Source organism: Lentzea sp. NPDC004782, assembly GCF_040609115.1.
In the GTDB taxonomy this organism is placed as follows: domain Bacteria; phylum Actinomycetota; class Actinomycetes; order Mycobacteriales; family Pseudonocardiaceae; genus Lentzea.
This window is the reverse complement of sequence record NZ_JBEXJN010000027.1, coordinates 44562-65439: the sequence shown is the minus strand read 5'-3', so window position 1 is coordinate 65439 and position 20878 is coordinate 44562. Positions and strand designations below refer to the sequence as shown.

The window sequence follows — 20878 nt, the reverse complement described above, 5'->3', positions numbered from 1 at the left end:
ACCACCAAGCTGGACCCACAAGCCCTTGGAGGAGGGGACAGAAGAATGAACAAGCGAAAGGTGACCCTGGCCGCGGCAGCGGCCGGCGTGCTCACCGGTGCGGCAGGTCTCAGCCTGCTCGCCATGCCCGCAGGCGCAGGCCAGCCACCATCCCTGCCGACCGTCTCCCCGGAAACCCTGGTGGAGCAGGTCCTGACCGCGAAGCCGGGCGCGTTCGGCGGCACCGTGGAGGTCGACAACAAGCTCGGTCTCCCGGCCATCGCCGAGATCCCGCAGCTCGCCGACGGCAAGCACAGCGCGCGGATCTGGACGGACGGCAACGGCAAGTTCAGGCTCGCGCTGCCGAACGGCCAGTCCGAGCAGACCGTCGTGAACGACGGCACCACCTTGTGGTCGTGGAACTCGGCGGACAACGAGGTGACGAAGTCCGAGGGCTTCGACAAGCTCGGTTCCGGCAAGCCGGACTCCGCCGAGCAGAAGGCGGCCGACCCGGCCTCCGCGGCCAAGGAGATCATCGGCAAGACCAAGGAGTTCAGCGACATCACGGTCGACGGCACGGCCCGCGTGGCCAACCGCGCGGCCTACGAGCTGGTGCTGACTCCGAAGGCCACCGAGAAGACCCTGGTCCGCGAGGTCCGGATCGCGGTCGACTCCGAGCTGAAGATGCCGCTGCGGGTCGCGGTCCTCACCAACGGCACCGCGGAACCGGCGGCCACCGTCGGCTTCAGCGAGATCAACGCGGGGCCGCAGGACGCGAAGCTGTTCCAGTTCACGCCGCCGGCCGGCGCCAAGGTCACCACGCCCGAGGCCAAGGAGAACGAGAAGCGGCAGCACCCGATGCCGGAGCTGGGTCTGGAGCAGGCGCTGCAGGGTGAGAACCCGCAGATCTTCGGCAGCGGCTGGGACACGGTCGTCGGGGCGAGGATCCCGGCGGAGGCCATGACCAAGGTGCCGGCGGAGGCTCAGGGGCTGGTCGACCGGTTCACGAAGAAGGTCAGCGGCAGCTGGGGCACCGGCAAGCTGTTCACCACCAAGGTCGCCACGATCCTGATCGCGGACGACGGCCGCGTGGTCGCGGGTGCCGTGCCCGAGCAGGTGCTGTTCGACACGATCGGACAGGTGAAGTGACCACCTCGACCAGCGCGCCGGTGACGACGGAGAAGTCCACCGCCGTCGCCGCGCGGACCAGGGGTCTGCGCAAGGAGTACGGGAGCACGGTCGCCGTCGACCGCGTCGACCTGGAGCTGCCGGAGGGGGCCGTGCTCGGCATGCTCGGCCCCAACGGGTCGGGCAAGACGACCACGATCCGGATGCTGCTCGGGTTGGTGCGACCGACGCAGGGGGAGATCGAGCTGCTCGGCAAGCCCCTTCCGGACGGGGCGGAACAGTCGCTTCCGCACGTGGGCGCGCTGGTCGAGGGTCCGGGGTTCCACCCGTTCCTGAGCGGGCGGGAGAACCTCGTCAGGTGTGCCGCGTTCGAACCGCTCCTGCACAAGCGCGACATCAAGCAGGCGGTCGAGGACGCGCTCGAACGCGTCGGGCTCGCCCAGGCGGCCCACCGCAGGTACCGGGGGTACTCGCTCGGCATGAAGCAACGTCTCGGCCTGGCCGCGGCGTTGCTCGTGCCGCGCAAGCTGGTCGTGCTGGACGAGCCGACCAACGGCCTCGACCCGGCGGGCACGCGCGAGATCCGCAGGATCATCGCCGAGCTGCACCGGCAGGGCACGACCGTGCTGGTCTCCAGCCACCTGCTGAGCGAGGTCGAGGCGACCTGCACGCACGTCGCCGTCCTGCACCGCGGAACCGTGGTGGCGCAAGGAGAGCTGACCGAGCTGCTGCAGGCGGGCGGCTCGGCGCTCCAGGTGATCACCCCGGACGTCGAGACCGCGCTGAGCGCACTGCGCAGCGCCAAGATCTCCGCCCGGCCGCTCGGTGAGGGCCTGCGGGTCGAGCTCGCCGGGACGTCCGCCCCGCAGGTGATCGAGACGCTGGTGAAGGCCGGTGTCGGCGTCTACGAGGCGACGCGGTGGAAGACCGGCCTGGAGGAGCTGTTCGCGCGGCTCACCGAGGCCGAGGAGGCGGAGCGCGGTATGTCCTCTGTGGACACACTGGACGGAGGGCCGCGATGATCGCGCGTCAGTTCGGTTCCGAGGTGCGGTGGATGCTGCGGCGGCCGCGGACCATCATCGGGTTGTTCGGCCTGGTCCTGGTGCCGATCATCATCAGCTTCGGCATCTGGGCCGCGGGCGACAGCGGCGGCGGGCCGGGGCTGGCCGCGATCCTGCAGGGCAACGGCCTGGTCGTGCCGATCTTCACGTTGTTCCTGTCGCTCAACCTGCTGCTGCCGCTGGTGGCGTCGATCTGGGCGGCGGACGGCCTCGCGGGCGAGGCGCAGCACGGCACGTTGCGCGGACTGCTGGTCGCGCCGGTGTCACGGGTGCGGCTGCTGTTCGTGAAGCTGTTCGGGCTCACCGCGATGTCGCTCTTCGCCGTCACGCTGATGGCGGTCGTGGGCATCATCGCCGGCACCGCGTTCCTGGGCACCAGCGGCATGGTGACGCTCACCGGGACGACGTTGAGCACCGGTGAAGGCCTGCTGCGCATCGCGTTGTTCATCGTGCTGGTGACGTTCCAGATGGTGTCGATCGGCGCGGTCGCCCTCGCCGTCAGCGCGACCACCGAGCACCCGCTGGTGGTGCAGGCGGCGACGATGACGACGATCATCGTGTTCCAGGTGCTGGGGCAGTTCTCCTCGCTGCACTGGCTGCACCCGTTCCTGATCACGACCGGCTTCCCCGGTCTGGTCGACGTGATGCGCGATCCGATGCCGACCGACCAGATCTGGAACAGCACGCTGCTCGCGGGCTGCTACCTGCTGATCGGCACGGGACTGGCGGCGATCCGCCTGGTCACGAAGGACAGCTAGTTCTCGATGAACGGCGCATTCGTCCACGTGAGGCGGACGAATGCGCCGTTCATCGATTTCACCGGAAACCGCCCTCGCTGTTGATCACCTGGCCGGTGATCCACTCGGCGTCGTCGGTGCAGAGCCAGGAGACCAGCCGGGCGGCGTCGTCCGGCTCGCCCCAGCGCCCGAGCGGCATCCGTTCCCGCACCCACGCCCTCGTTTCCTCGTTCGCGTAGCCGGTGTCGGTCGGGCCGGGGTTCACGGCGTTGATCGTGATCCCCTGCCTGATCAGGTGGTGCGACAGCGTCGACATGATGCCCACCAACGCGCCCTTCGACGCCGCGTACGCGACCTCGTTCGGCATCGGCCCCAGGTTCTGCCCGGAGGTCATGAACACGACCCGCCCGCCACGCGCGCCGTCGTGCTGACGCGCAAACGCTTGCATCAGCAGGATCGACGACCGCGTGTTCACCGCGTAATGCCGGTCGAGCATGGCCGCGTCCAGCTTGCCCAACGGCCCGTCCGACCCGCTGAGCGCGTGGTTGCACACGAGCACGTCGACGCGCCCGTACGCCTCGACCGCGGCGGCCACGAGCTGGTCCGGTGCGTCCGGCTCGGTCAGGTCAAGGCCGACGTGCCGCACGCGACCACCGATGCCCGCGATGACGTCGTCGATCGAGTCGGCACCCCACGGTTGCGAAGCGTCGTGCGACACGTGGTGCTGCACGAACAGATCCGCGCCCAACGACGCCAGCCGGGACGCGATCGCATACCCGATGCCCTGCCACCTGCTCACGCCCGTGACGAGTGCGACTCGTCCTTCAAGAGATCCCATAGGACCCCCAGCTAACCGATTCGGGCAACGCCGTCCAAGTCAATTTGGAGCCGCACGCGGTCACCCACCGACACCGGCCCGACGGCCTCGTACTCGTCGCCGTCGATCTCCACGAGCAACCGCACGTGATCACGCCGATGCACGCGCTCCAGCACAGTGCCCTCCAACGGCCCGGAGTCGTCCACCCGCAACGCCGTGGCCCGCAACCCGACCCGCGCGACGTCCAGCCCGACGAACGAACCGGGCACGAACTTGTTGCACCCCAGGAACTTCGCGGTCTCCACGTCGACCGGCGACGACCACACCTCGGCCGGCGGCCCGACCTGCACGATCCGGCCGCGCGACATGATCGCCACCCGATCGGCCAGCGTGAACGCCTCGTCGTGGTCGTGCGTCACGACCAGCGCGGTCGTCGCGGCCTCGCGCAGCAACCGCGCCAGGTCGACCGCGAGCTGCTCCCGCAACGCCCGGTCCAGCGCCGACAGCGGTTCGTCCAGCAGCAACAACCGCGGCGAAGGAGCCAGCGCGCGTGCCAGCGCCACCCGTTGCTGCTCCCCGCCGGACAGCTGCGTCACGCGCCGGTCCGCATACCCCTGCAGTCCGACGAGCTCCAGCAACGACAGCACCCGCTTCTCGCGTTCCTCGCGGTCCACCCGGTGCATCCGCAGCCCGAAAGCCACGTTCCCGGCCACCGAACGGTGCGGGAACAGCTGCCCGTCCTGGAAGACGAGCCCGAACTCGCGCCGGTGCACCGGAACGCCCGCCAGGTCCGCCGCATCCCACCGCACCGAACCGGAGGAAGGCTTCTCCAACCCGGCGATCGTGCGCAGCAGCGTCGACTTCCCGCAGCCCGAAGGCCCCAGCAGAGCCACGACCTCGCCGTCCGCCACCGACAGCGACACGTCCGACACCGCGGCCGTCTGTCCATATCGGACAGTGATCGAGTCGAGCTCCAGCGCCATCAGAACTCCCCGCTGCTCGGCACGCGCAACCGCTCGATCAGCAGCACGCACCCGACCGTGACGACCATCAGCAGCGCGCACGCCGCGTAGGCCATCTGGCTGTTCAACTCCCCCGGCCGCGCCATCAACCGCGCGATCACCACCGGCAACGTCGGCGCGTCCGGCCGCGCCAGGAAGCTCGTCGCCCCGAACTCCCCCAGCGCCACCACGTACCCGAACCCGGCCGCCGCCACCAGCGACCGTCCGACCAGCGGCAGGTCCACCTCGCGCCACACCCGCGGCGGCGAGGCGCCCAGCGTCGCCGCCGCCTGCCGCAGCCGTTCGTCCACGGCCCGCAACACCGGCAACACCATCCGCACGATCAACGGCGTCACCACCAGGGCCTGCGCCAACGGCACCAGCAGCGGCGAAGTCCGGAAGTCGCCCGGCAACGCGTCCATCGTCACCAGGTACCCGAAACCGACCGTCACCGCCGACACACCCAACGGCAGCATCAGCGCCGTGTCCAGCACCTCGGCGACCCTGCCGCCCGACCGCCTCAACCCGACCAGCACCACCGCCGAGAACACCCCGACCACCAACGCCACCAGCGTCGCGTCGAACGCCGTCCGCACCGAGTTCACCGCCGCGTCGAGCCCGGTCACCGCCAGCGTTCCGCGATCACCGCGCGACGCCAGCGCCGCGTACCCCGCGAAGCTCCAACCGTCCCGAGTGGACAGCGAGCGCGCCAGCAACCCGACGACCGGCGTCAGCAGCGCCACCACGACGGCAAGAGCAGCAAGAACGACGTACCACTCGCCACCGGAGGGCCGCCGCGCCAGCTCCTCCCTGCCGCGCAACGACAACGCGGTCTCCCGGCGGCGCCGGGCCAGCGCTCCCAGCACGAGCACCGCCAGCACCGCGGCGAACTGCAGCAACGACAGCGCCGCCGCACCGGACAGGTCGAACAGCTCGACCGTCCGCAGGTAGATCTCGGTCTCCAGGGTCCGGTACCGCGACCCGCCCAGCACCAGCACGACACCGAAACTGGTGGCGCAGAACAGGAACACGACCGCCGCCGCGGACCCGATCGCGGGCGCCAACGCCGGCAGCACGACCGAGACGAACGCTCGCGGCCGAGAAGCCCCGAGCGCCCGAGCCGCGTCCTCGGCCCGTCGATCCGTGTGCGCCCACAGCCCGCCCACGGTCCGCGCGACCACCGCGACGTTGAAGAACGCGTTGGCCAGCACGATCGGGAGCACCCCGCCGTCCGGCCAGAACGTCCGGAACGCCAGACCCACCACCACGGTCGGCAGCACGAACGGCACCATCACGGCCGCGCGCACGATCCCGAGGCCCCGCAGCCGGCACCGGGCCAGCACGAACGCCACCGGCAGCCCGGCGGCCACCGCGACCAGGGTCGACGCGGCGGCCTGGCCGAGGGTGAAGCCGACGAGCTGCCAGGTCTCGGCCGAGAACATCGCCTCGGCGACACCGCCCTCGCGGAAGCCCAGCGAGACGATGGCCAGAACCGGCCAGGCGAAGAAGAGCGCGAGGAAGGCCAGCGGCAGCGAGGAAGCCGCCGACCAGCCGGAACGCGCCGAGATCAGCCCTGCACGAGCTTGCGCCACTGCTCGACCCAGGCTTCGCGGTTGTCCTTCACCTTGTCCGCGGGCAGGGTCTGCGGGTTCGGCGGCAGCGGGGCGTCCTTGGCCCACGACGCGGGCAGCGCGACGCCCTCACGTGACGGGTAGACGTACATCTGCTCGGCGACCTGGGCCTGGAACTTCTCGCCCAGCAGGAAGTCGAGCACCTTCTGCGCGTCAGCGGGGTTCCTGGCCCCGGCCAGCACGCCCGCGTACTCGACCTGCCGGTAGCAGGTGTCCAGCACGGCCTTCGTCTTCCCGCCCTCGGCCGACGGCGACGAGGCGTAGGACACCACGATCGGCCGCGTGCCCTTGGTGGCGGAGAACTCCTGGTTGTAGGCCTCTTCCCAGCCGCTCACGACCTTGACGCCGTTGGCCTTGAGCTTGGTCCAGTACTCCTGCCAGCCGTTCTCGCCGAACTTCGCGATCGTGCCGAGCAGGAACGCGAGCCCCGGCGAGGACGTGGCGGGGTTCTCCACGACCAGCTTGTCCTTGAACTTGGGGTCGACGAGGTCCTCGTACGAGGCCGGCTCCGCGCCGCCGAGCTTCGCGGGGTCGATGTTCAGGCACACGTCACCGACGTCCACGGCGTGCAGACGCCCGGTGTCGTCGACCTCGTACCGCTGCGCGCCCTTCGAGGCCTCCGGCGAGGCGTACGCGGCGAACACGCCCTCGGACAGCGCCCGCGAGGCGAACGTCGAGTCGACGCCGAACGCGAGGTCGCCGATCGGGTTGGCCTTGGTGAGCACCAGCTTGTTCGTCAGCTCGCCCGCGTCACCGTTCGCGATCTGCTTGACCGTGATCCCCGAGGACTTCTGGAACTCGTCCAGCACCTCCGGCTTCACGACGAACGAGTCGTGGGTCACCAGCGTGACCTCGTGCGTCTGCGGCGCGGTCGACGTACCGGCCGAACAACCGGTCAGCGCCAAAGCGGCGGCGACAGCGAAAATCCTTCTCACGTCAAATCTCTCCCTACGCCGGTATGACCCGGATCAGGTGGACGGTCGAGGGCTTGCGAGCCCTCCTCTCAGCCCGGCGCTTCACCGGACTCCCGTGGCAAACGCGCAGCTTACGTGACGTGGTGGGACGATCAGGACATGGCCGAGCTGTTGAGCGACGATCAGTTGAAGGACCTGCTGCCCAAGCTGCCCGACTGGACCGCCCAGGACGGGGTGCTGGTCAGGACCGTGGAGCTGGAGAGCTTCGCGCAGGCGATCATGGTCGTGAACCGGGTCGCGGAGATCGCGGAGAACGACAACCACCACCCGGACGTCGACATCCGGTACAAGACCCTCACCTTCCGCCTGAGCACCCACTACAAGGGAGGAATCACCGCGCTCGACGTATCTCTCGCCGAGGAAATCGACGGAGTCCTGGACGCGCTGGCCTGATTCGGTCAGGATGTGCGCTGCCGCCGCCCGCGGATATGGAGAGGGAACCCCCTCATGCGGTTGCGCACACCTCTGTTCGTCGTGGCGCTGGCAGGCAGTCTTCTGATCGCACCGGCGGCGGCTCAGGCCGTGCCGTGCGCCCTGACGGACACGATGATCAAGGCCAGCTTCGCCTGGCTCGACAAGGGCACCGATCTCAAGGCGAACAACTGGTCCAACGCGAACTTCCACGTCGGCAACCTCGCCCAGGTGCGGACGACGGGCATCAGCAACCACAAGACGTGGCCGTGGGTGCAGGCGAACAAGTACCTGCTGCCCCTCGACCCGGCGAACCCGTACGCCCCGGACCCGCAGTCCAGCGGCGAGGCCTACCTCGACGTGTCGTACTTCCACCCGCAGCCGGAAGTGCTCCAGCCGCTGCGGGACAACCTGTACGCCCAGGCCAAGACCGGGAAGTACGACTACTGGAAGTCACCGGACGCGCTGAACATGTCCCTGCCGTCGTTCACCCGCATCGCCGTGGCGGATCTGAACCAGGACCTGCTCGACTACTCGTACAAGTCCTACCGCTCACTCAAGCACCGCACGTTCAACGAGGTCACGGGCCTGTGGAGCCTGAACGTGCAGACCAACGGCTGGGCCGTGCAGGGCCTCGCCAAGGCGATCCTGGCGCTGCCGAAGGACAACCCGTACCGGGCCGACTACGCCAGGACGCTGCGCAGGTCCGCGCACACCCTGCGGTACCTGCAGCACCACGACGGTTTCTGGGGCGCCACCGGCAAGGACTCCGCGGCCACCGCGATGATCACCTACGCGTTCGCGGCGGGCATCAACGCGGGCGTGCTCGACAAGGACACCTACCTGCCGTACGTGCAGAAGGGCTGGCAGGCGCTCCTCACCGCGCTGGACACCGACGGCATGCTCGGCTGGGTCGCGGCCCGCAACTCGTGGAAGCCCGCCTCAGCCGGCGACACCGCTGGGTTCGCTGTGGGCAGCTTCCTCATCGCCGGGCAGCAGCTCGTCCCGCTGACGCCGGGTTGCTAGGCCGATCGCCACGAGCGTGAGCATCCCGGCCGCCGGGTAGCCCCAGCCGAGCACCACGAAGTACCAGGGCCGCGGGAAGTCCCAGATGTTCGGCTGGGCCAGCAGCAGGAACGAGATCAGGTAGCCGCCGGTCAGCAGCACCCACAGACCGGCGGTGATCTTGCACAGGAGGTGTCCGCCCTCGTAGATCAGCCACAGCAGGGCGGGCACCATCCACACCCAGTGGTGACTCCACGAGATCGGCGACACCAGCAGTCCGAGCATCTGCACGCTGATGATCAACGCCAGCACGTCCTTGGTCCTGCTGACCGCGAACCACGTCAGCGCGGCCGCGACCAGCACGGCGACCAGGTAGATCGGCCCGGTCTTGACGTCGTACCCGACCGTGCGGCTCAACGCCCCGCGCATCGACTGGTTGATCGCGCTGCCGACCGGCCCGACCCGGCTCGCGTCACCGAGCAGCTCGAACCAGAACTTGTCCGACTGCGACGGCGAAATCGCCCAGCCGATGCCGTACACCGCCACAAACGCGACGAACGACCACACCGCGGCCATCCACCGGCGTTGGACCAAGAAGTACAAACCGGAGATAGCGGGCGTCAGCTTGATGCCCGCCGTGAAACCCACGCCCGCGCCACCGACCCAGTTGCGCGCACTCGCGAGCGTGCCGATCAGGATCGCGCACAGCACCAGGTTGATCTGCCCGTAGTTGAGCGTCGTGCGCACCGGCTCGATCCACAGCACCAGCGCGGTCCACATCATCGCGCGCCGCGGATCGCCCAGCTTCAACAGCTTGAGGCTCGTGCGCACGATGAAGTACAGGCAGGCCAGGCAGATCAGCTGCCAGACCCACCGCGACGCCTCCCACGGGATCCAGCTCATCGGCGTGAAGATCGCGGCCGCGAACGGCGGATACGTGAACGGCAACGGGAACACGTCCGCGTACTGGTCGAGCCGCCACTCGTACAGGTCGCCGGAGAACAGGTGCGGCGAGCCGTTGCGGTACACGAGCAGGTCGATCATGGTCATCTTGACCTGGAACTGGACCAGGAGCAGGTTCCCGACGACCGACAACCCAAGCAGCCACGGCGCTACGGAGAGCACACGCGCTTCCACAGCACGGAGTTTCACCCCGAAAACGTTACCCGAGGCAACGAACGGGGGTACCCCGGCGTCATAAGGACGGGAGAGATCGCAAGAGGGAGTTTCGTCAGTCATGTCTGTTGATGTTGTCGTCGCCGCCATCGCCGCCCTGGCCATGCTGGGGGTCGCGTTCGGAGTGTTCGCCGTGGCCGCCCGCACCAGGGGCAACGTGTAAAGCCGATGCAGCGCAAGCAAAAGGGGTGAGCCTCCTTTGTGGAGACTCACCCCTTCACTTGCATCTCACGTGCTTCTGCGGCGGTTAGAAATAGTGCGCACGACCGCCGACCGGCTTGCCCACTGCGCCGAGGACGGCGAGGATCGCGCCGATCACCAGAAGCACCACTCCGATGGTCGTCAGAATGCTGATACCGGCCAGCCATCCGACGACGAGCAGGATCAGACCGAGAACGATCATGACACCTCCAGGTGGGGAATCCTTCTCTGGGCTACCCCACAGAGGTCGGTACAAACCTAATCGAGTGAAGCGAGCAGTTCACGGGCTTCCCCGGTCCCCGCGGACCCCAGCTCCTCGTAGATCTGCACCGCTTCGGCCAGTGCCGTCCGAGCAGCTCCGCGGTCTCCCGCCGCGATGTGGGCCTTCGCCAGCCCAGCCAGCGCATCGGCCAGATCAGCGACGCTGTGGATGGCCCTCAGCATCGACACCGCCCTCTGGTACTGAACCGCGGCCTCGCCGTGACTCCCCATGGTCAGGTAGATGTCGCCGAGGGTCTCGTAGACCGTGGTCACGGCAACGGTGCCCACCCGGTCATCGAGCTCCGCGTACAGCGCGTCCGACTCGAGACACAGCTCAAGGCCGCGCGCGCTGTCACCCAGCAGGTGATGAACACGGCCGAGCGCACCCAGGAACAAAGCTCTTTGGTACTCGCTCACGAGCCCACCCACAGCGATGGGATGCACACGCTGCAACGCCTCCAACGCGTCCGGCAACCGCTCCTGCATTTCGAAGACAAATGCCAGACCACGGGAGACGTCCACACGCCCGTTGTTGTTGCCCCGCACCTCTTCACACCGCAGCGCGGAGCGCAGGTGGTGTTCCGCCTGGAGGTAGTCGGTTTTGGCGATGTACACGCCTCCGAGCGAACGGTGCAGCCGGGCTTGGCCGAAAACATCGTCCCGCCGTTGCGCTGCGGCCAGGGCGAGCAGTTCGGCTGCCTCGACCTCGACCAACCGCCTCGGTCGCAGCAACGGGAGGTGCAGGGTGTAGCCCAGCCGCCACACCAGATCGTCCGCGCCGGCTGCCACCATCTCCGTCAACACCCTCAGCAGCACCCTCCATTCGACGCGGAACCACTCATCTGCGGCCTGCCAGTCCGGGATCGCGGCCAGGACGACGGCAGGTGAGGGTGGCGCCAGCGGCGTCCAGCTGACGGTGAGCTCCGTCCGCTGGTTCGCCTCCAGCGAGGTGTGCAGGTAGTGGTCGAACATGCGGTGCAACGCATCGGCCCGCTGGTCCGGCGGCAACTCGGCGGCGCGCTCGGCGACGTAGTCCCGCACGAGGTCATGCAGGATGAAACGGGTGCCCTGAGCCATGACCAGGCTGCCGTTGGCGAGTTCGGTGAGCATCCGCCGGGCTTGCACGCGTGAGACCCCGGCGAGGCTCGCCGCGGCCTCGACGGAGAAGTCCGGACCAGGATGCAGACCCAGCAGCACGAACACTCCGGCAGCAGCCTCGCCGACCGCCCGCAACGACCACGAGAAGACCGCGCGGACACCAGAGGCGTCGTCGAGGTCGAGTGCGTCGAGCCGCTCCTGCTCCAGCTCGTCCGCGAGTGACGTGAGCGAATCCCCGAACGCCGCGCGGGCGGCCACGATGCCGAGCGCCAGCGGCAACCCCGCGCACCGCTTGACCAGCCGCAACACCGCGTCCGGCTCGGCCGCGACCCGAGCCGCGCCGATCCGGTCGGTCAGCAGGCCGACCGCGGCGGGCTCGTCCATCACGTCCAGCGCGACCGGCTGGGCGCCCTTCCTCGCGACCAGCCCGCTGAGCCGGTTGCGGCTGGTGACCAGCACCAGGTTCGCCGCACCACCGGGCAGCAGCGGACGGACCTGCGCCACGTCACGGGCGTTGTCGAGCAGCAGGAGCACCCGCCGTTCGGCCAGCGCCGACCGGTAGGCGGCGAGCAGTGCGTCCTCGGAGGCGGGGACGTCCTTCGCGGGCACGCCGAGCGCCAGCAGGAAGTCGCGGGCCGCGGTGAGCGGGTCCAGCGGCTCGGCCCGCGTGTCGAAGCCGCGCAGGTTCACGTACAGCTGGCCGTCCGGGAAACGGTCGGCGACCTGGTGCGCCCACTCGAGCGCGAACGCGGTCTTGCCGACCCCGCCGATGCCGTTGATGGCCGAGATGAGCACGGGTTCGCCCGGTCGCGTGGCCAGCATCCGGGTCAGCCGGGCCAGTTCCTCTTCGCGGCCGACGAAGTGCGGGACCCCGGCCGGAAGCTGACGCGGCACCGAGGCACTCGGCACCTCGCCGCTCAGCACCTGCTCGTGCGCCTCGCGCAGCCGTGGGCCGGGGTCGACGCCGAGCTCGTCGACCAGGCGGTCGCGGACCTCCTGGTAGACCGCGAGCGCCTCGGCCTGTTGGTTGGAGCGGTGCAGGGCGAGCATCAGCTGTGCCGAGAACGTCTCGCGCAACGGGTAGCGCCGCACCAGCGCCCGCAGCTCCGGCACCAGCACGTCGGTGTCGCGAGCCAGGTCCTGGTCGATTCGGCGTTCCAGCGCGACGACCTGCTCCTCCACCAGCCGCGGCACGTCGTCTCGGTGCAACGACTCCGAGGCGACGTTCGCCAGCACCGGGCCGCGCCACAGCTCCAGCGCGGCACGGTGTTCGCCCTGGCTCGCGAGCGCGCGGAAGCGGCTGAGGTCGAGCTGGTCCGGCCGGACCAGGGCCGAGTAGCCGCGCGACGACGTCTGCACGCAGTTCGCGTCCCCCAACGCCTGCCGCAGCCTGCTCACCGTCATCTGCAACGTCTTGTGCGCGCGGTCCGGGGCGGGCGGTTCACCGTCCCAAACGCGGTCGATCAGCTCGTCGACGGTCACGAGCTCGTTGGCGCGCAACAACAGCGTGGCCAGCAGGACACGGCCGCGGCCGGCGGGAACGGGAACCGGTACGCCGTCGGCGAGCACCTCCAACGGCCCCAGCACCCGGTACTCGGCGATCACACCAGGTGATTCTAGGTACGCGTCCAAGTCCTGAACACGCCGAAGGCCCCTCACGCAGAGGGGCCTTCGCACAGGTGGCACATCAGACGTTGAAGCGGAACTCCACCACGTCGCCGTCGGCCATCACGTAGTCCTTGCCCTCCATGCGGACCTTGCCCGCCGCCTTCGCCTCGGCCTTCGACCCCGCCGCGACCAGGTCCTCGAACGAGACGACCTCGGCCTTGATGAAGCCCTTCTCGAAGTCCGTGTGGATGACGCCCGCGGCCTGCGGGGCCGTCGCGCCCCGCGGGATGGTCCAGGCGCGCGCTTCCTTCGGGCCCGCGGTCAGGTAGGTCTGCAGGCCGAGGGTGTGGAAGCCGGCGCGGGCCAGCGAGTGCAGGCCCGGTTCGTGCTGGCCGATCGACTCCAGCAGCTCGCGCGCCGACTCCTCGTCGAGCTCCAGCAGCTCCGACTCGACCTTGGCGTCCAGGAACACCGCGTCGGCCGGGGCCACGAGCTCGCGCAGCTCCTTCATGCGGGTCTCGTTGCTCAGCACGCCCTCGTCGGCGTTGAAGACGTAGAGGAACGGCTTCGTCGTCAGGAGCGAGAGCTCGCGGATCAGCGAGTGGTCCACTTCGGACTGCGCGGCGAACAGGGTGCGACCGGAGTCGAGGATCTCCTTGGCCTTCTGCGCGGCCTCGAGGGCGGGACGGCGGTCCTTCTGCATCCGCGCCTCCTTCTCCAGGCGCGGGATGGCCTTCTCCAGGGTCTGGAGGTCGGCGAGGATCAGCTCGGTGTTGATCGTCTCCATGTCGGAGGCCGGGTCCACGCGGCCGTCGACGTGCACGACGTCCGGGTCGTCGAAGACGCGGATGACCTGGCAGATCGCGTTGGCCTCGCGGATGTTGGCGAGGAACTTGTTGCCGAGGCCCTCACCTTCCGACGCGCCCTTCACGATGCCCGCGATGTCGACGAACGACACGACGGCCGGCACCTCGCGCTCGGAGCCGAAGATCTCGGCGAGCTTGGTGAGGCGCGCGTCCGGCAACGGCACCACGCCGACGTTCGGCTCGATGGTCGCGAACGGGTAGTTCGCGGCGAGCACGTCGTTGCGCGTGAGCGCGTTGAAGAGGGTGGACTTGCCGACGTTGGGCAGGCCGACGATACCGAGGGTCAAACTCACGGGTGACGAGTCTACGGCAGGCCACGGTGATGTCCGATTCCCGCGAGCCATTGCCCGTTCCCGCTGGCAGGATCGTTGACATGGTCATTGACGAAGAGCACGCGTATCGGGTGTGCGCCGCACGTGACGCCCGTTTCGACGGGTGCTTCATCCACGCGGTCCGCACGACCGGCATCTACTGCCGGCCGTCGTGCCCCGCGGTGACCCCGAAGCGCCGCAACAGCCAGTTCTTCCTGACGGCCGCGGCCGCGCAGTCGGCCGGGTTCCGCGCCTGCCGCCGGTGCCTGCCGGACGCGGTGCCGGGCTCGCCCGAGTGGAACCTGCGCGCCGACCTGGCCGCCCGCGCGATGCGGCTGATCAGCGACGGCGTCGTCGAACGGGACGGCGTCTCCGGTCTCGCGTCGAAGCTCGGCTACTCGGAACGCCACCTCACCCGCGTCCTGACCGCCGAGCTGGGCGCCGGGCCGCTGGCTCTGGCCCGCGCCCACCGCGCGCACGCCGCCCGGCTGCTCATCGAGACGACCGAGCTGCCGTTCGCCGACATCGCGTTCGCGGCCGGGTTCGCGTCGGTCCGCCAGTTCAACGACACCATCCGCATGGTCTTCGCCTCGACGCCGTCCGACATGCGCGGCCGCGGCAAGGCCCCCGTCGGCACGCCGGGCCGGATCGTGCTGCGGCTGCCGTACCGGCCACCGTTCGACGCGGCCGGGATGCTCGCGCACTTCCGCGCGAACGCGCTGCCGGGCGTGGAGGAGGTGACCGCCGACTCCTACGCGCGGACGCTCTCGCTGCCCCACGGCGAGGCGACGGTCCGGCTGACGTTCCCCGCCGACCACGTCCTGTGCTCGCTGCGGCTGGCCGACATGCGCGACCTGGGGGCGGCGGTCTCCCGGGTCCGCCGGCTGCTCGACCTCGACGCCGACCCGGTGGCCGTGGACTCGTTCCTGGGCGCGGACCCGGTGATCGGCCCGCTGGTCCGCGCAACGCCCGGAATCCGGGTGGCGGGCAGCGTCGACGGGGCCGAGACCCTGCTGCGGCTGGTCGCGCCGTACGCCGGCGTGCCGTTGCAGGTCCCGGACGGCGCGTTGACCCACCTCTACTCGGCGGGCGACCACCCGGTCACCGAGGCGCTGGCCACCGGCAGACTCGCGGTGGACGTGGGGCGCTCGTTCGAGGACCTGACCGCGGAACTCGCACCCCTGGTCGGCCCACGAGTGGCCGACGAGGTGGCCATGCGGGTGCTGGGCGCACCGGACGTGCTGGTGCTCCCCGAGAGCATGCGATCCCTGGCTTCCCACGGCCCCGACTGGCGGCCGTGGCGCTCCTACGCGGGAGCACACCTGACGAGGAAGGCAGCAACATCATGAGCGTCGCGCACACGTCCACTGTGGACACCCCGGCGGGGCCGTTCACCGCGATCGTCGCGCCGGACGCAGCGGTGCTGGCCAGCGGCTGGACCGCGGACATCGCCCTGCTGACGCCCCAGATCCACGCGACCCTGATGCCGTCGGAGATCACGCCCAAGCGCGACCTGGGCGACGTCACCAAGGCCGTCATCGCCTACCACGAAGGCGACCTGACCTCGATCGACTCGGTGGAGGTGCGGCAGAAGTCCGGCCCGTTCCTGCAGCACGCGTGGGACGTTCTCCGCACGGTCCGCGCCGGCGAGCCCGTCACCTACAGCGAGTACGCGGAACTGGCCGGACGTCCGGCCGCGATCCGTGCCGCAGCCTCGGCCTGTGCGCGCAACTCCGCGGCGCTGTTCGTGCCGTGCCACCGGGTGATCCGGGTCGGCGGCAACCTGGGCGGGTTCCGCTGGGGCCTGGACGTCAAGCGCTGGCTGCTCGCCCACGAGGCCTAACCGACGAGGGTGATCTCCGGCGCGGACCCTGTCAGCAACTCCGTCTCGCACCGCGGGCACGGGGTCGTGACCGGGCCCGTGCCGGAGGCCAGGTGGCCTTCGAGGCCCAACCAGTCGTCGATCCCGTTGTCACGGCAGGTGTGGCAGCCGACGCGGTAGTGCAGCCGCACCCGCGGTTCCGCGGCCAGTTCGGAAGCCCGCACCTCAGGCTTCGTCAGGTCGTCGAACGGCGCCCACCACGACGTGATCCGGCACCGCAGTGCGCGCTCGGCACCGTGGTCGGTCGTGTCGAACGCGCTCACCCGGATCGGCGCGGGGTGCTCGTCGGTCGCGCACAGGCCGTACGACATGCCGTGCCGCAGCTGCACAACGCGCCCCACTCGGCGGCACACGAAGCAGTCGTGCGAGTACTCCAGCCGGTTCGACCACACGAAGTGGGCGGCCGGGGTGACCGTGACGCGCGCGGTGATCTCCACGTGGGACAGCACAGCCCGAGGCTAATGGCGCGACCCGAACGCTGCCGTGCGACGTCGCGGCTGAGCCCGTAACCCGCCTGCCGAGCAGCTAGGTGGATGAAGGGCGCCTTCCTCCACACCAGGTGGAGGAAGGCGCCCTTCATCCACCTCACCAGACGACGGGTTGCGGACAAGATTTCCGGCTACACCGCGCCGGCGTCCAGCCGCGCACTAACCCAGTGACACCTCCAGCGTGGATCCCGTGCGCGCCTTGCGGACCCTCAACCGGGTGGGAATTCGCTGCCGCAGTTCCTCCACGTGCGACACCAGTCCCACCACTCGGCCACCGGCGCGCAGCTCGTCGAGCGTGTTCATCACGATGTCGAGCGTGTCGGAGTCGAGCGTGCCGAAGCCCTCGTCGACGAACAGCGTGTCCAGCAGCGCGCCGCCGGTCTCGTTGGCCACGACGTCGGCCAGCCCGAGCGCGAGCGACAGCGAGGCCAGGAACGACTCGCCGCCGGACAACGTCTTCGCGGGACGGGACCGGCCCGAGTAGTCGTCCAGCACGTCGAGGCTCAGGCCGCCGCGGGTGCCGCGGGCGCCGGCCGAGTCGGAGTGCACGAAGCTGTAGCGGCCCTGGCTCATCCGGTGCAGGCGGGCGGACGCGGCGACGGCGACCTCTTCCAGCCGGGCGGCCAGCACGTACGAGCGCAGCGTCATCTTCTTCGAGTTCTGGCCGCGGCCGTTGATCACGTCGGTGAGCGCGTCCAGCTCCGCGTACGAAGCCTCCAGGGGCTCCAGCGACTTCCACTCGGCACGCAGCCGGGCCGCCAGCTGACCGACCCGGTCCAGCGCCGCGCGGGCACGGGCCAGGCGGGTCTGGGCCTCCGACGCGGCGGCACGGGCCGAGGACGCCGCGGCGGTCACCTCGTTCAGGTCGACGGCGGTGGACGGGTCGACCTCGGCCAGTTCCTCCAGGGTGGCCATGGCGGTGGCGCGGGCGCGTTCCCAGGCGGCGATGCGGTCGTCCAGGGCCTGCAGCTTGATCGCCGGACGGGCCGCGGACAGCGCGGTGTCCACGTCCGGGAAGCCAGCTTCGGCGGCCAGAGCGGCCACGGACGCCTGCTGCTCCTCGACGCGGGCGAGGGCGTTGGCACGGGCGGTGCGGCGCTCGTCCAGCTCCACCAGCGCCTTGGCCAGCCGCAGCAGGTGGTCGCGGCGGGTCAGGACGTCCTCGTGCTCACCGCGCGCCTTGTCCAGACGGGCTCCGCGTTCCTCCACGACCGCGACCAGCGACGCGTGCTCGGTGCACAGGCCGACCAGGTCCTGCTCGACCTCGGCCTTCTCGGTGCCCAGCTCTCGGGTCTTGGCCTCCAGGCCGACGAACTCGGTCTGCCGCTGCGAACGGGTGCGGGCCAGCTCCACGGCCGCGCGGTACTCGGCCAGCGCCGCCGCGGGCTCCTCGGACCCCAGCGCCTCCCAGCAGGCCTGGATGCGCAGCTCGGCGGCGTGGGCGGCGCGTTCGGCCTCGTTGCGGCGGTCCAGCGCGGCCTGTTCCTCGCGCGCGGCCTCTTCCTCGTCGGCCGCGTCGACGCCGCCCAGCATCGGTTGCGCGGGCGCCGGATGCGACGGAGAACCGCAGACCGCGCACGGCTTGCCGCGCTGCAGGGCCGCCGCCAGCTCGATCGCCATGTTCTCCAGGCGCTGGTGGCGAACCTGCTGCAGCACGTCCTTGGCCTTCTGGTGGACGTCGATCGCCTGGTGCAGCTCGTTCTTGGTGCGCTCCAACGCCTGCGTGGCGCCGGGCAGGGCCTCGGCCGCGTCGGCACGGGTCTTCAACGACTCCAGGCGGGCGGAGGCCTCGACGGCGGCGTCCAGCTGGGCGCGGCACTGCGCGAGGCGTTCCGGCAGCACCTCCAGCTCGGCGTTCAACGCCAGCAGGCGGCGTTCCACCTGGTACGAGGCGTGCTTGAGCTCCGACAGCCTGCGCTCGTCGGACTTCTGGCGTTCCGCCTCGGCGGCCAGCTCGGCCAGGCCGCCCGCTTCCTCGCGGTGGCGCTCGGCGTCCTCGCGCAACGTGGAACCGGAATAACCCAAGCGCGCCAACGCTTCCGCCGCACGAGCCTCGTCCCGGACCGCGAACTCGTAGGACTGCTGAAGTTTCGCGATCTCCCCGTACGCGGGGACCACCGGGATCGCGCGGCGGGCCGCATCCCGCTCGGCGAACCAGGAAGCCGAGTCGGCGGCCTCCACGCGGTCGAGCATCTCGCGGGCCTCGCGGACGCGGCGGATCTGGTCGGCCTGCACGCGGGCCTGAGCCAGCAGCGCGTCCGCGCCGTCGGCCACCCCCGCCGTCTCCTCCGACAACGCCTCGGCCTCGCGAACGGCAGCGGAAAGCCTGTCCAGCACCGATTCCAGCCAACCCGGCTCGAACGACGGCTCCTCGCCCGCGGCCTCGGCCACCCGGTGCATCAGCTCGGCGGCGGCCTGCCGGCGTTCCTCCAGCACCCGCCCTGCCACCACCCGCTTGTCGCGGAACCACTTCTCGACGTCGAGGAACCGCTCGGTGCCGAAGAGCTTCTCCAGCAACACCTCGCGTTCCGCGGTGTCCGAGCGCAGGAACCGGGCGAACTCGCCCTGCGGCAGCAACACCACCTGGAAGAACTGCTCGTACGACATGCCCAGCAGGTCTTCCACCGCGCGGGCCACGTCGTCGATGCGGGTGATGCCCTCGCCGTCCCAGCCTTCGAGCCACGTCAGCGAGCACTTCGCGGGCTGGGTGGTGAACCCGCCGCCGCGCTTCTTCGGCCGGTCGAACTCGGGCGAGCGCACGATCCGGAACCGCCGCGACTGCACGGTGAGCTCCAGCGACACCGACGTCGGCACCTCCGGGTCGGCGTACTCGCACCGCAGCTTCTTCACGTCACCACGAGCGCCCGGCACGCGGCCGAACAGCGCGAACGCCACCGCGTCCAGCAGCGTCGTCTTGCCCGCACCCGTGTCGCCGTGCAGCAGGAACAGCCCGTCGGCGCCGAGTTCGTCGAAGTCGACGACCTCCGGCCGCGGGTACGGGCCGAAAGCGGTGAGCTCCAGGCGGTGCAGCCTCATTGCTCCTGCTCCCTCGCGACAGCGGAGAAAGCCTCGCGCAGCAACGACATCTCGGCCTCGGTGGGCTCGGAGCCGCGGGCGTCGGACACGAAGCAGCAAGCTACTTCCTCGTCGGTGCGGCCGCGCACCCGATCCGCGTACGTCATGGCGTGCTGCAGGCCCTGCTCCGGCCGCCACTCCACGTGCACCGCGTGCTCGAACCTGGTCTGGAGCTGCCGCAACGCGTCCATCGGCCGCACCCGGTCGGTCAGCACGACCGACAGGAAGTGGTCTTCCAACGGGGTGTGCGCCGGATCTGCCAGCACATCCGCCAGCGTGCCGGTCACCGTCGCGAGCTTGCGCGGCACCGGGAGATCACGCCGCTCCACCCCGACGAGACCGCCCGCGTCCAGCTCCACCAGCCACACCGACTTGCGCTGCCGCGCCTCGGAGAACGAGTACGCCAGCGGACTGCCCGAGTAGCGCAGGTTCTCCGCCAGCGTCTGCGGGCCGTGCAGGTGCCCCAGTGCCACGTAGTCGACGCCGGAGAACACCTGCATCGACACGTCCTGCACACCGCCCACGGCGATGGTGCGCTCGGACTCCGACGGTGCCCCGCCCGTCACGAACGCGTGCGCCAGCACCACCGACCGCGCCCCGCGCGATGCCAGGTCAGCGCGAATCCGCCGCATCGCCTCGGTCAGCACGGGCGCGTGGCCCTTGTCCGCGACGCCGAGGACGTGCCGCGCCGGTTCCGGCTCCAGGAACGGAATCCCGTACACCGCGACGGGCCCGTGCTCGTCCGCCAGCTCGACGGGCTTGTCCAGCAACGAGATCTGCGTGCGCAGGTGCAGCCCGCCCGCCGCCGCGAACTCGCCGAACACCCCGATCCGCGCCGCCGAGTCGTGGTTGCCCGGCGTGATCACGATCCGCGCCCCGGCCGCGCGGATCCGCATCAGCACCCGCGCGCACAACGACACCGCGTCGGCCGACGGCACCGCGCGGTCGTAGAGGTCGCCGGAGATGACCACGACGTCGACCTTCTCGGTGGACACCAGGTCAGCGAGGCCGCTCAGCACCGACTCCTGCTCCACGAGCAGGTCGCGGCCGTGGAAGGTCCGGCCCACGTGCCAGTCGGAGGTGTGCAGGATCCGCATGGCACCAACCGTAGAGACGGGGTCCGACAAAACTCCGGGAGGGTTCCCGGCGTGTCACCCGATCGAGTTCA

General features: G+C 70.1%; 18 protein-coding genes and 1 riboswitch. Of the genes, 7 read left to right on the top strand and 11 right to left on the bottom strand.

Going from position 1 to position 20878, the window contains the following annotated elements:
- Window positions 1–45: 45 nt before the first annotated feature.
- From ABZV40_RS24875 to ABZV40_RS24865, 3 genes are read left to right on the top strand one after another with little or no spacing between them, the layout of a single operon-like run.
- A complete protein-coding gene (locus ABZV40_RS24875) occupies window positions 46–1128 on the top strand; it encodes a hypothetical protein (RefSeq protein WP_355445946.1) in 1083 nt (360 codons plus the stop codon).
- Window positions 1125–2129, top strand: a complete 1005-nt coding sequence (locus ABZV40_RS24870) for an ABC transporter ATP-binding protein (protein WP_355445943.1) — start codon at window positions 1125–1127, stop codon at window positions 2127–2129. The genes ABZV40_RS24875 and ABZV40_RS24870 overlap by 4 nt, the downstream gene beginning before the upstream one ends.
- On the top strand, window positions 2126–2926 hold the full coding sequence (locus tag ABZV40_RS24865) for an ABC transporter permease subunit (protein WP_355445940.1): 801 nt from the start codon (window positions 2126–2128) through the stop codon (window positions 2924–2926). Before ABZV40_RS24870 ends, ABZV40_RS24865 begins: the two co-directional genes overlap by 4 nt.
- Before the next feature lie 58 nt (window positions 2927–2984).
- Here the strand turns inward: ABZV40_RS24865 and ABZV40_RS24860 are convergent, their stop codons facing one another.
- From ABZV40_RS24860 to ABZV40_RS24845, 4 genes are read right to left on the bottom strand one after another with little or no spacing between them, the layout of a single operon-like run.
- Window positions 2985–3743 carry an SDR family oxidoreductase gene (locus ABZV40_RS24860; protein WP_355445938.1) on the bottom strand — a complete coding sequence of 253 codons (759 nt, stop codon included), beginning with the start codon at window positions 3741–3743 and terminating at the stop codon, window positions 2985–2987.
- A gap of 11 nt (window positions 3744–3754) precedes the next feature.
- Entirely contained in the window at window positions 3755–4705 is a 951-nt protein-coding gene (locus ABZV40_RS24855) for an ABC transporter ATP-binding protein (RefSeq protein ID WP_355445935.1), read from the bottom strand.
- Window positions 4705–6294, bottom strand: a complete 1590-nt coding sequence (locus ABZV40_RS24850) for an iron ABC transporter permease (protein ID WP_355446161.1) — start codon at window positions 6292–6294, stop codon at window positions 4705–4707. Before ABZV40_RS24850 ends, ABZV40_RS24855 begins: the two co-directional genes overlap by 1 nt.
- A complete protein-coding gene (locus ABZV40_RS24845) occupies window positions 6291–7280 on the bottom strand; it encodes a thiamine ABC transporter substrate-binding protein (protein WP_355446158.1) in 990 nt (329 codons plus the stop codon). The genes ABZV40_RS24850 and ABZV40_RS24845 overlap by 4 nt, the downstream gene beginning before the upstream one ends.
- 2 nt (window positions 7281–7282) lie before the next feature.
- Window positions 7283–7395: riboswitch (TPP riboswitch) on the bottom strand.
- 32 nt (window positions 7396–7427) lie between these two features.
- Between ABZV40_RS24845 and ABZV40_RS24840 the strand changes: the two genes are divergently transcribed.
- A complete protein-coding gene (locus ABZV40_RS24840) occupies window positions 7428–7721 on the top strand; it encodes a 4a-hydroxytetrahydrobiopterin dehydratase (RefSeq protein ID WP_355445932.1) in 294 nt (97 codons plus the stop codon).
- 54 nt (window positions 7722–7775) lie between these two features.
- The gene (locus ABZV40_RS24835; RefSeq protein ID WP_355445929.1) at window positions 7776–8765 is read left to right on the top strand and encodes a glycoside hydrolase family 88 protein; all 990 of its coding nucleotides are present in this window, start codon (window positions 7776–7778) and stop codon (window positions 8763–8765) included.
- On the opposite strand, the gene ABZV40_RS24830 is transcribed toward ABZV40_RS24835, so the two are convergent.
- The 4 genes from ABZV40_RS24830 to ychF form a co-directional block, all read right to left on the bottom strand.
- Window positions 8682–9896: a mannosyltransferase gene (locus tag ABZV40_RS24830; protein ID WP_355445926.1), complete on the bottom strand. Its 1215-nt coding sequence runs from the start codon at window positions 9894–9896 to the stop codon at window positions 8682–8684. The genes ABZV40_RS24835 and ABZV40_RS24830 overlap by 84 nt on opposite strands.
- Window positions 9897–10167: 271 nt before the next feature.
- Window positions 10168–10323, bottom strand: coding sequence for a DUF6131 family protein (locus ABZV40_RS24825; protein ID WP_086662791.1), 156 nt, complete (start codon window positions 10321–10323; stop codon window positions 10168–10170).
- Between the two features lie 56 nt (window positions 10324–10379).
- Complete coding sequence (locus ABZV40_RS24820; protein WP_355445923.1) at window positions 10380–13085, bottom strand: BTAD domain-containing putative transcriptional regulator; 2706 nt, start codon at window positions 13083–13085, stop codon at window positions 10380–10382.
- An 82-nt stretch (window positions 13086–13167) separates the two neighbouring features.
- Complete coding sequence (ychF, locus tag ABZV40_RS24815; protein WP_355445920.1) at window positions 13168–14247, bottom strand: redox-regulated ATPase YchF; 1080 nt, start codon at window positions 14245–14247, stop codon at window positions 13168–13170.
- An 80-nt stretch (window positions 14248–14327) separates the two neighbouring features.
- Between ychF and ABZV40_RS24810 the strand changes: the two genes are divergently transcribed.
- Entirely contained in the window at window positions 14328–15614 is a 1287-nt protein-coding gene (locus tag ABZV40_RS24810; protein ID WP_355445917.1) for an AlkA N-terminal domain-containing protein, read from the top strand.
- A complete protein-coding gene (locus ABZV40_RS24805) occupies window positions 15611–16108 on the top strand; it encodes a methylated-DNA--[protein]-cysteine S-methyltransferase (RefSeq protein ID WP_355445914.1) in 498 nt (165 codons plus the stop codon). The genes ABZV40_RS24810 and ABZV40_RS24805 overlap by 4 nt, the downstream gene beginning before the upstream one ends.
- On the opposite strand, the gene ABZV40_RS24800 is transcribed toward ABZV40_RS24805, so the two are convergent.
- The 3 genes from ABZV40_RS24800 to ABZV40_RS24790 form a co-directional block, all read right to left on the bottom strand.
- Complete coding sequence (locus ABZV40_RS24800) at window positions 16105–16596, bottom strand: hypothetical protein (RefSeq protein ID WP_355445911.1); 492 nt, start codon at window positions 16594–16596, stop codon at window positions 16105–16107. The two genes, ABZV40_RS24805 and ABZV40_RS24800, sit on opposite strands and share 4 nt — an antisense overlap.
- Before the next feature lie 198 nt (window positions 16597–16794).
- Window positions 16795–19671, bottom strand: coding sequence for an SMC family ATPase (locus tag ABZV40_RS24795; protein WP_355445908.1), 2877 nt, complete (start codon window positions 19669–19671; stop codon window positions 16795–16797).
- On the bottom strand, window positions 19668–20807 hold the full coding sequence (locus ABZV40_RS24790; RefSeq protein ID WP_355445905.1) for an exonuclease SbcCD subunit D: 1140 nt from the start codon (window positions 20805–20807) through the stop codon (window positions 19668–19670). Before ABZV40_RS24790 ends, ABZV40_RS24795 begins: the two co-directional genes overlap by 4 nt.
- Between the last annotated feature and the right edge of the window lie 71 nt (window positions 20808–20878).

Bases quoted from the DNA above. Each gene is read 5' to 3' on its own strand.
- ABZV40_RS24855 (WP_355445935.1), bottom strand. From the start codon at position 4,705: ATGGCGCTGGAGCTCGACTCGATCACTGTCCGATATGGACAGACGGCC.
- ABZV40_RS24810 (WP_355445917.1), top strand. From the start codon at position 14,328: ATGGTCATTGACGAAGAGCACGCGTATCGGGTGTGCGCCGCACGTGAC.
- ABZV40_RS24865 (WP_355445940.1), top strand. From the start codon at position 2,126: ATGATCGCGCGTCAGTTCGGTTCCGAGGTGCGGTGGATGCTGCGGCGG.
- ABZV40_RS24875 (WP_355445946.1), top strand. From the start codon at position 46: ATGAACAAGCGAAAGGTGACCCTGGCCGCGGCAGCGGCCGGCGTGCTC.
- ABZV40_RS24860 (WP_355445938.1), bottom strand. From the start codon at position 3,743: ATGGGATCTCTTGAAGGACGAGTCGCACTCGTCACGGGCGTGAGCAGG.
- ABZV40_RS24835 (WP_355445929.1), top strand. From the start codon at position 7,776: ATGCGGTTGCGCACACCTCTGTTCGTCGTGGCGCTGGCAGGCAGTCTT.
- ABZV40_RS24805 (WP_355445914.1), top strand. From the start codon at position 15,611: ATGAGCGTCGCGCACACGTCCACTGTGGACACCCCGGCGGGGCCGTTC.
- ABZV40_RS24825 (WP_086662791.1), bottom strand. From the start codon at position 10,323: ATGATCGTTCTCGGTCTGATCCTGCTCGTCGTCGGATGGCTGGCCGGT.
- ABZV40_RS24840 (WP_355445932.1), top strand. From the start codon at position 7,428: ATGGCCGAGCTGTTGAGCGACGATCAGTTGAAGGACCTGCTGCCCAAG.
- ABZV40_RS24790 (WP_355445905.1), bottom strand. From the start codon at position 20,807: ATGCGGATCCTGCACACCTCCGACTGGCACGTGGGCCGGACCTTCCAC.
- ABZV40_RS24795 (WP_355445908.1), bottom strand. From the start codon at position 19,671: ATGAGGCTGCACCGCCTGGAGCTCACCGCTTTCGGCCCGTACCCGCGG.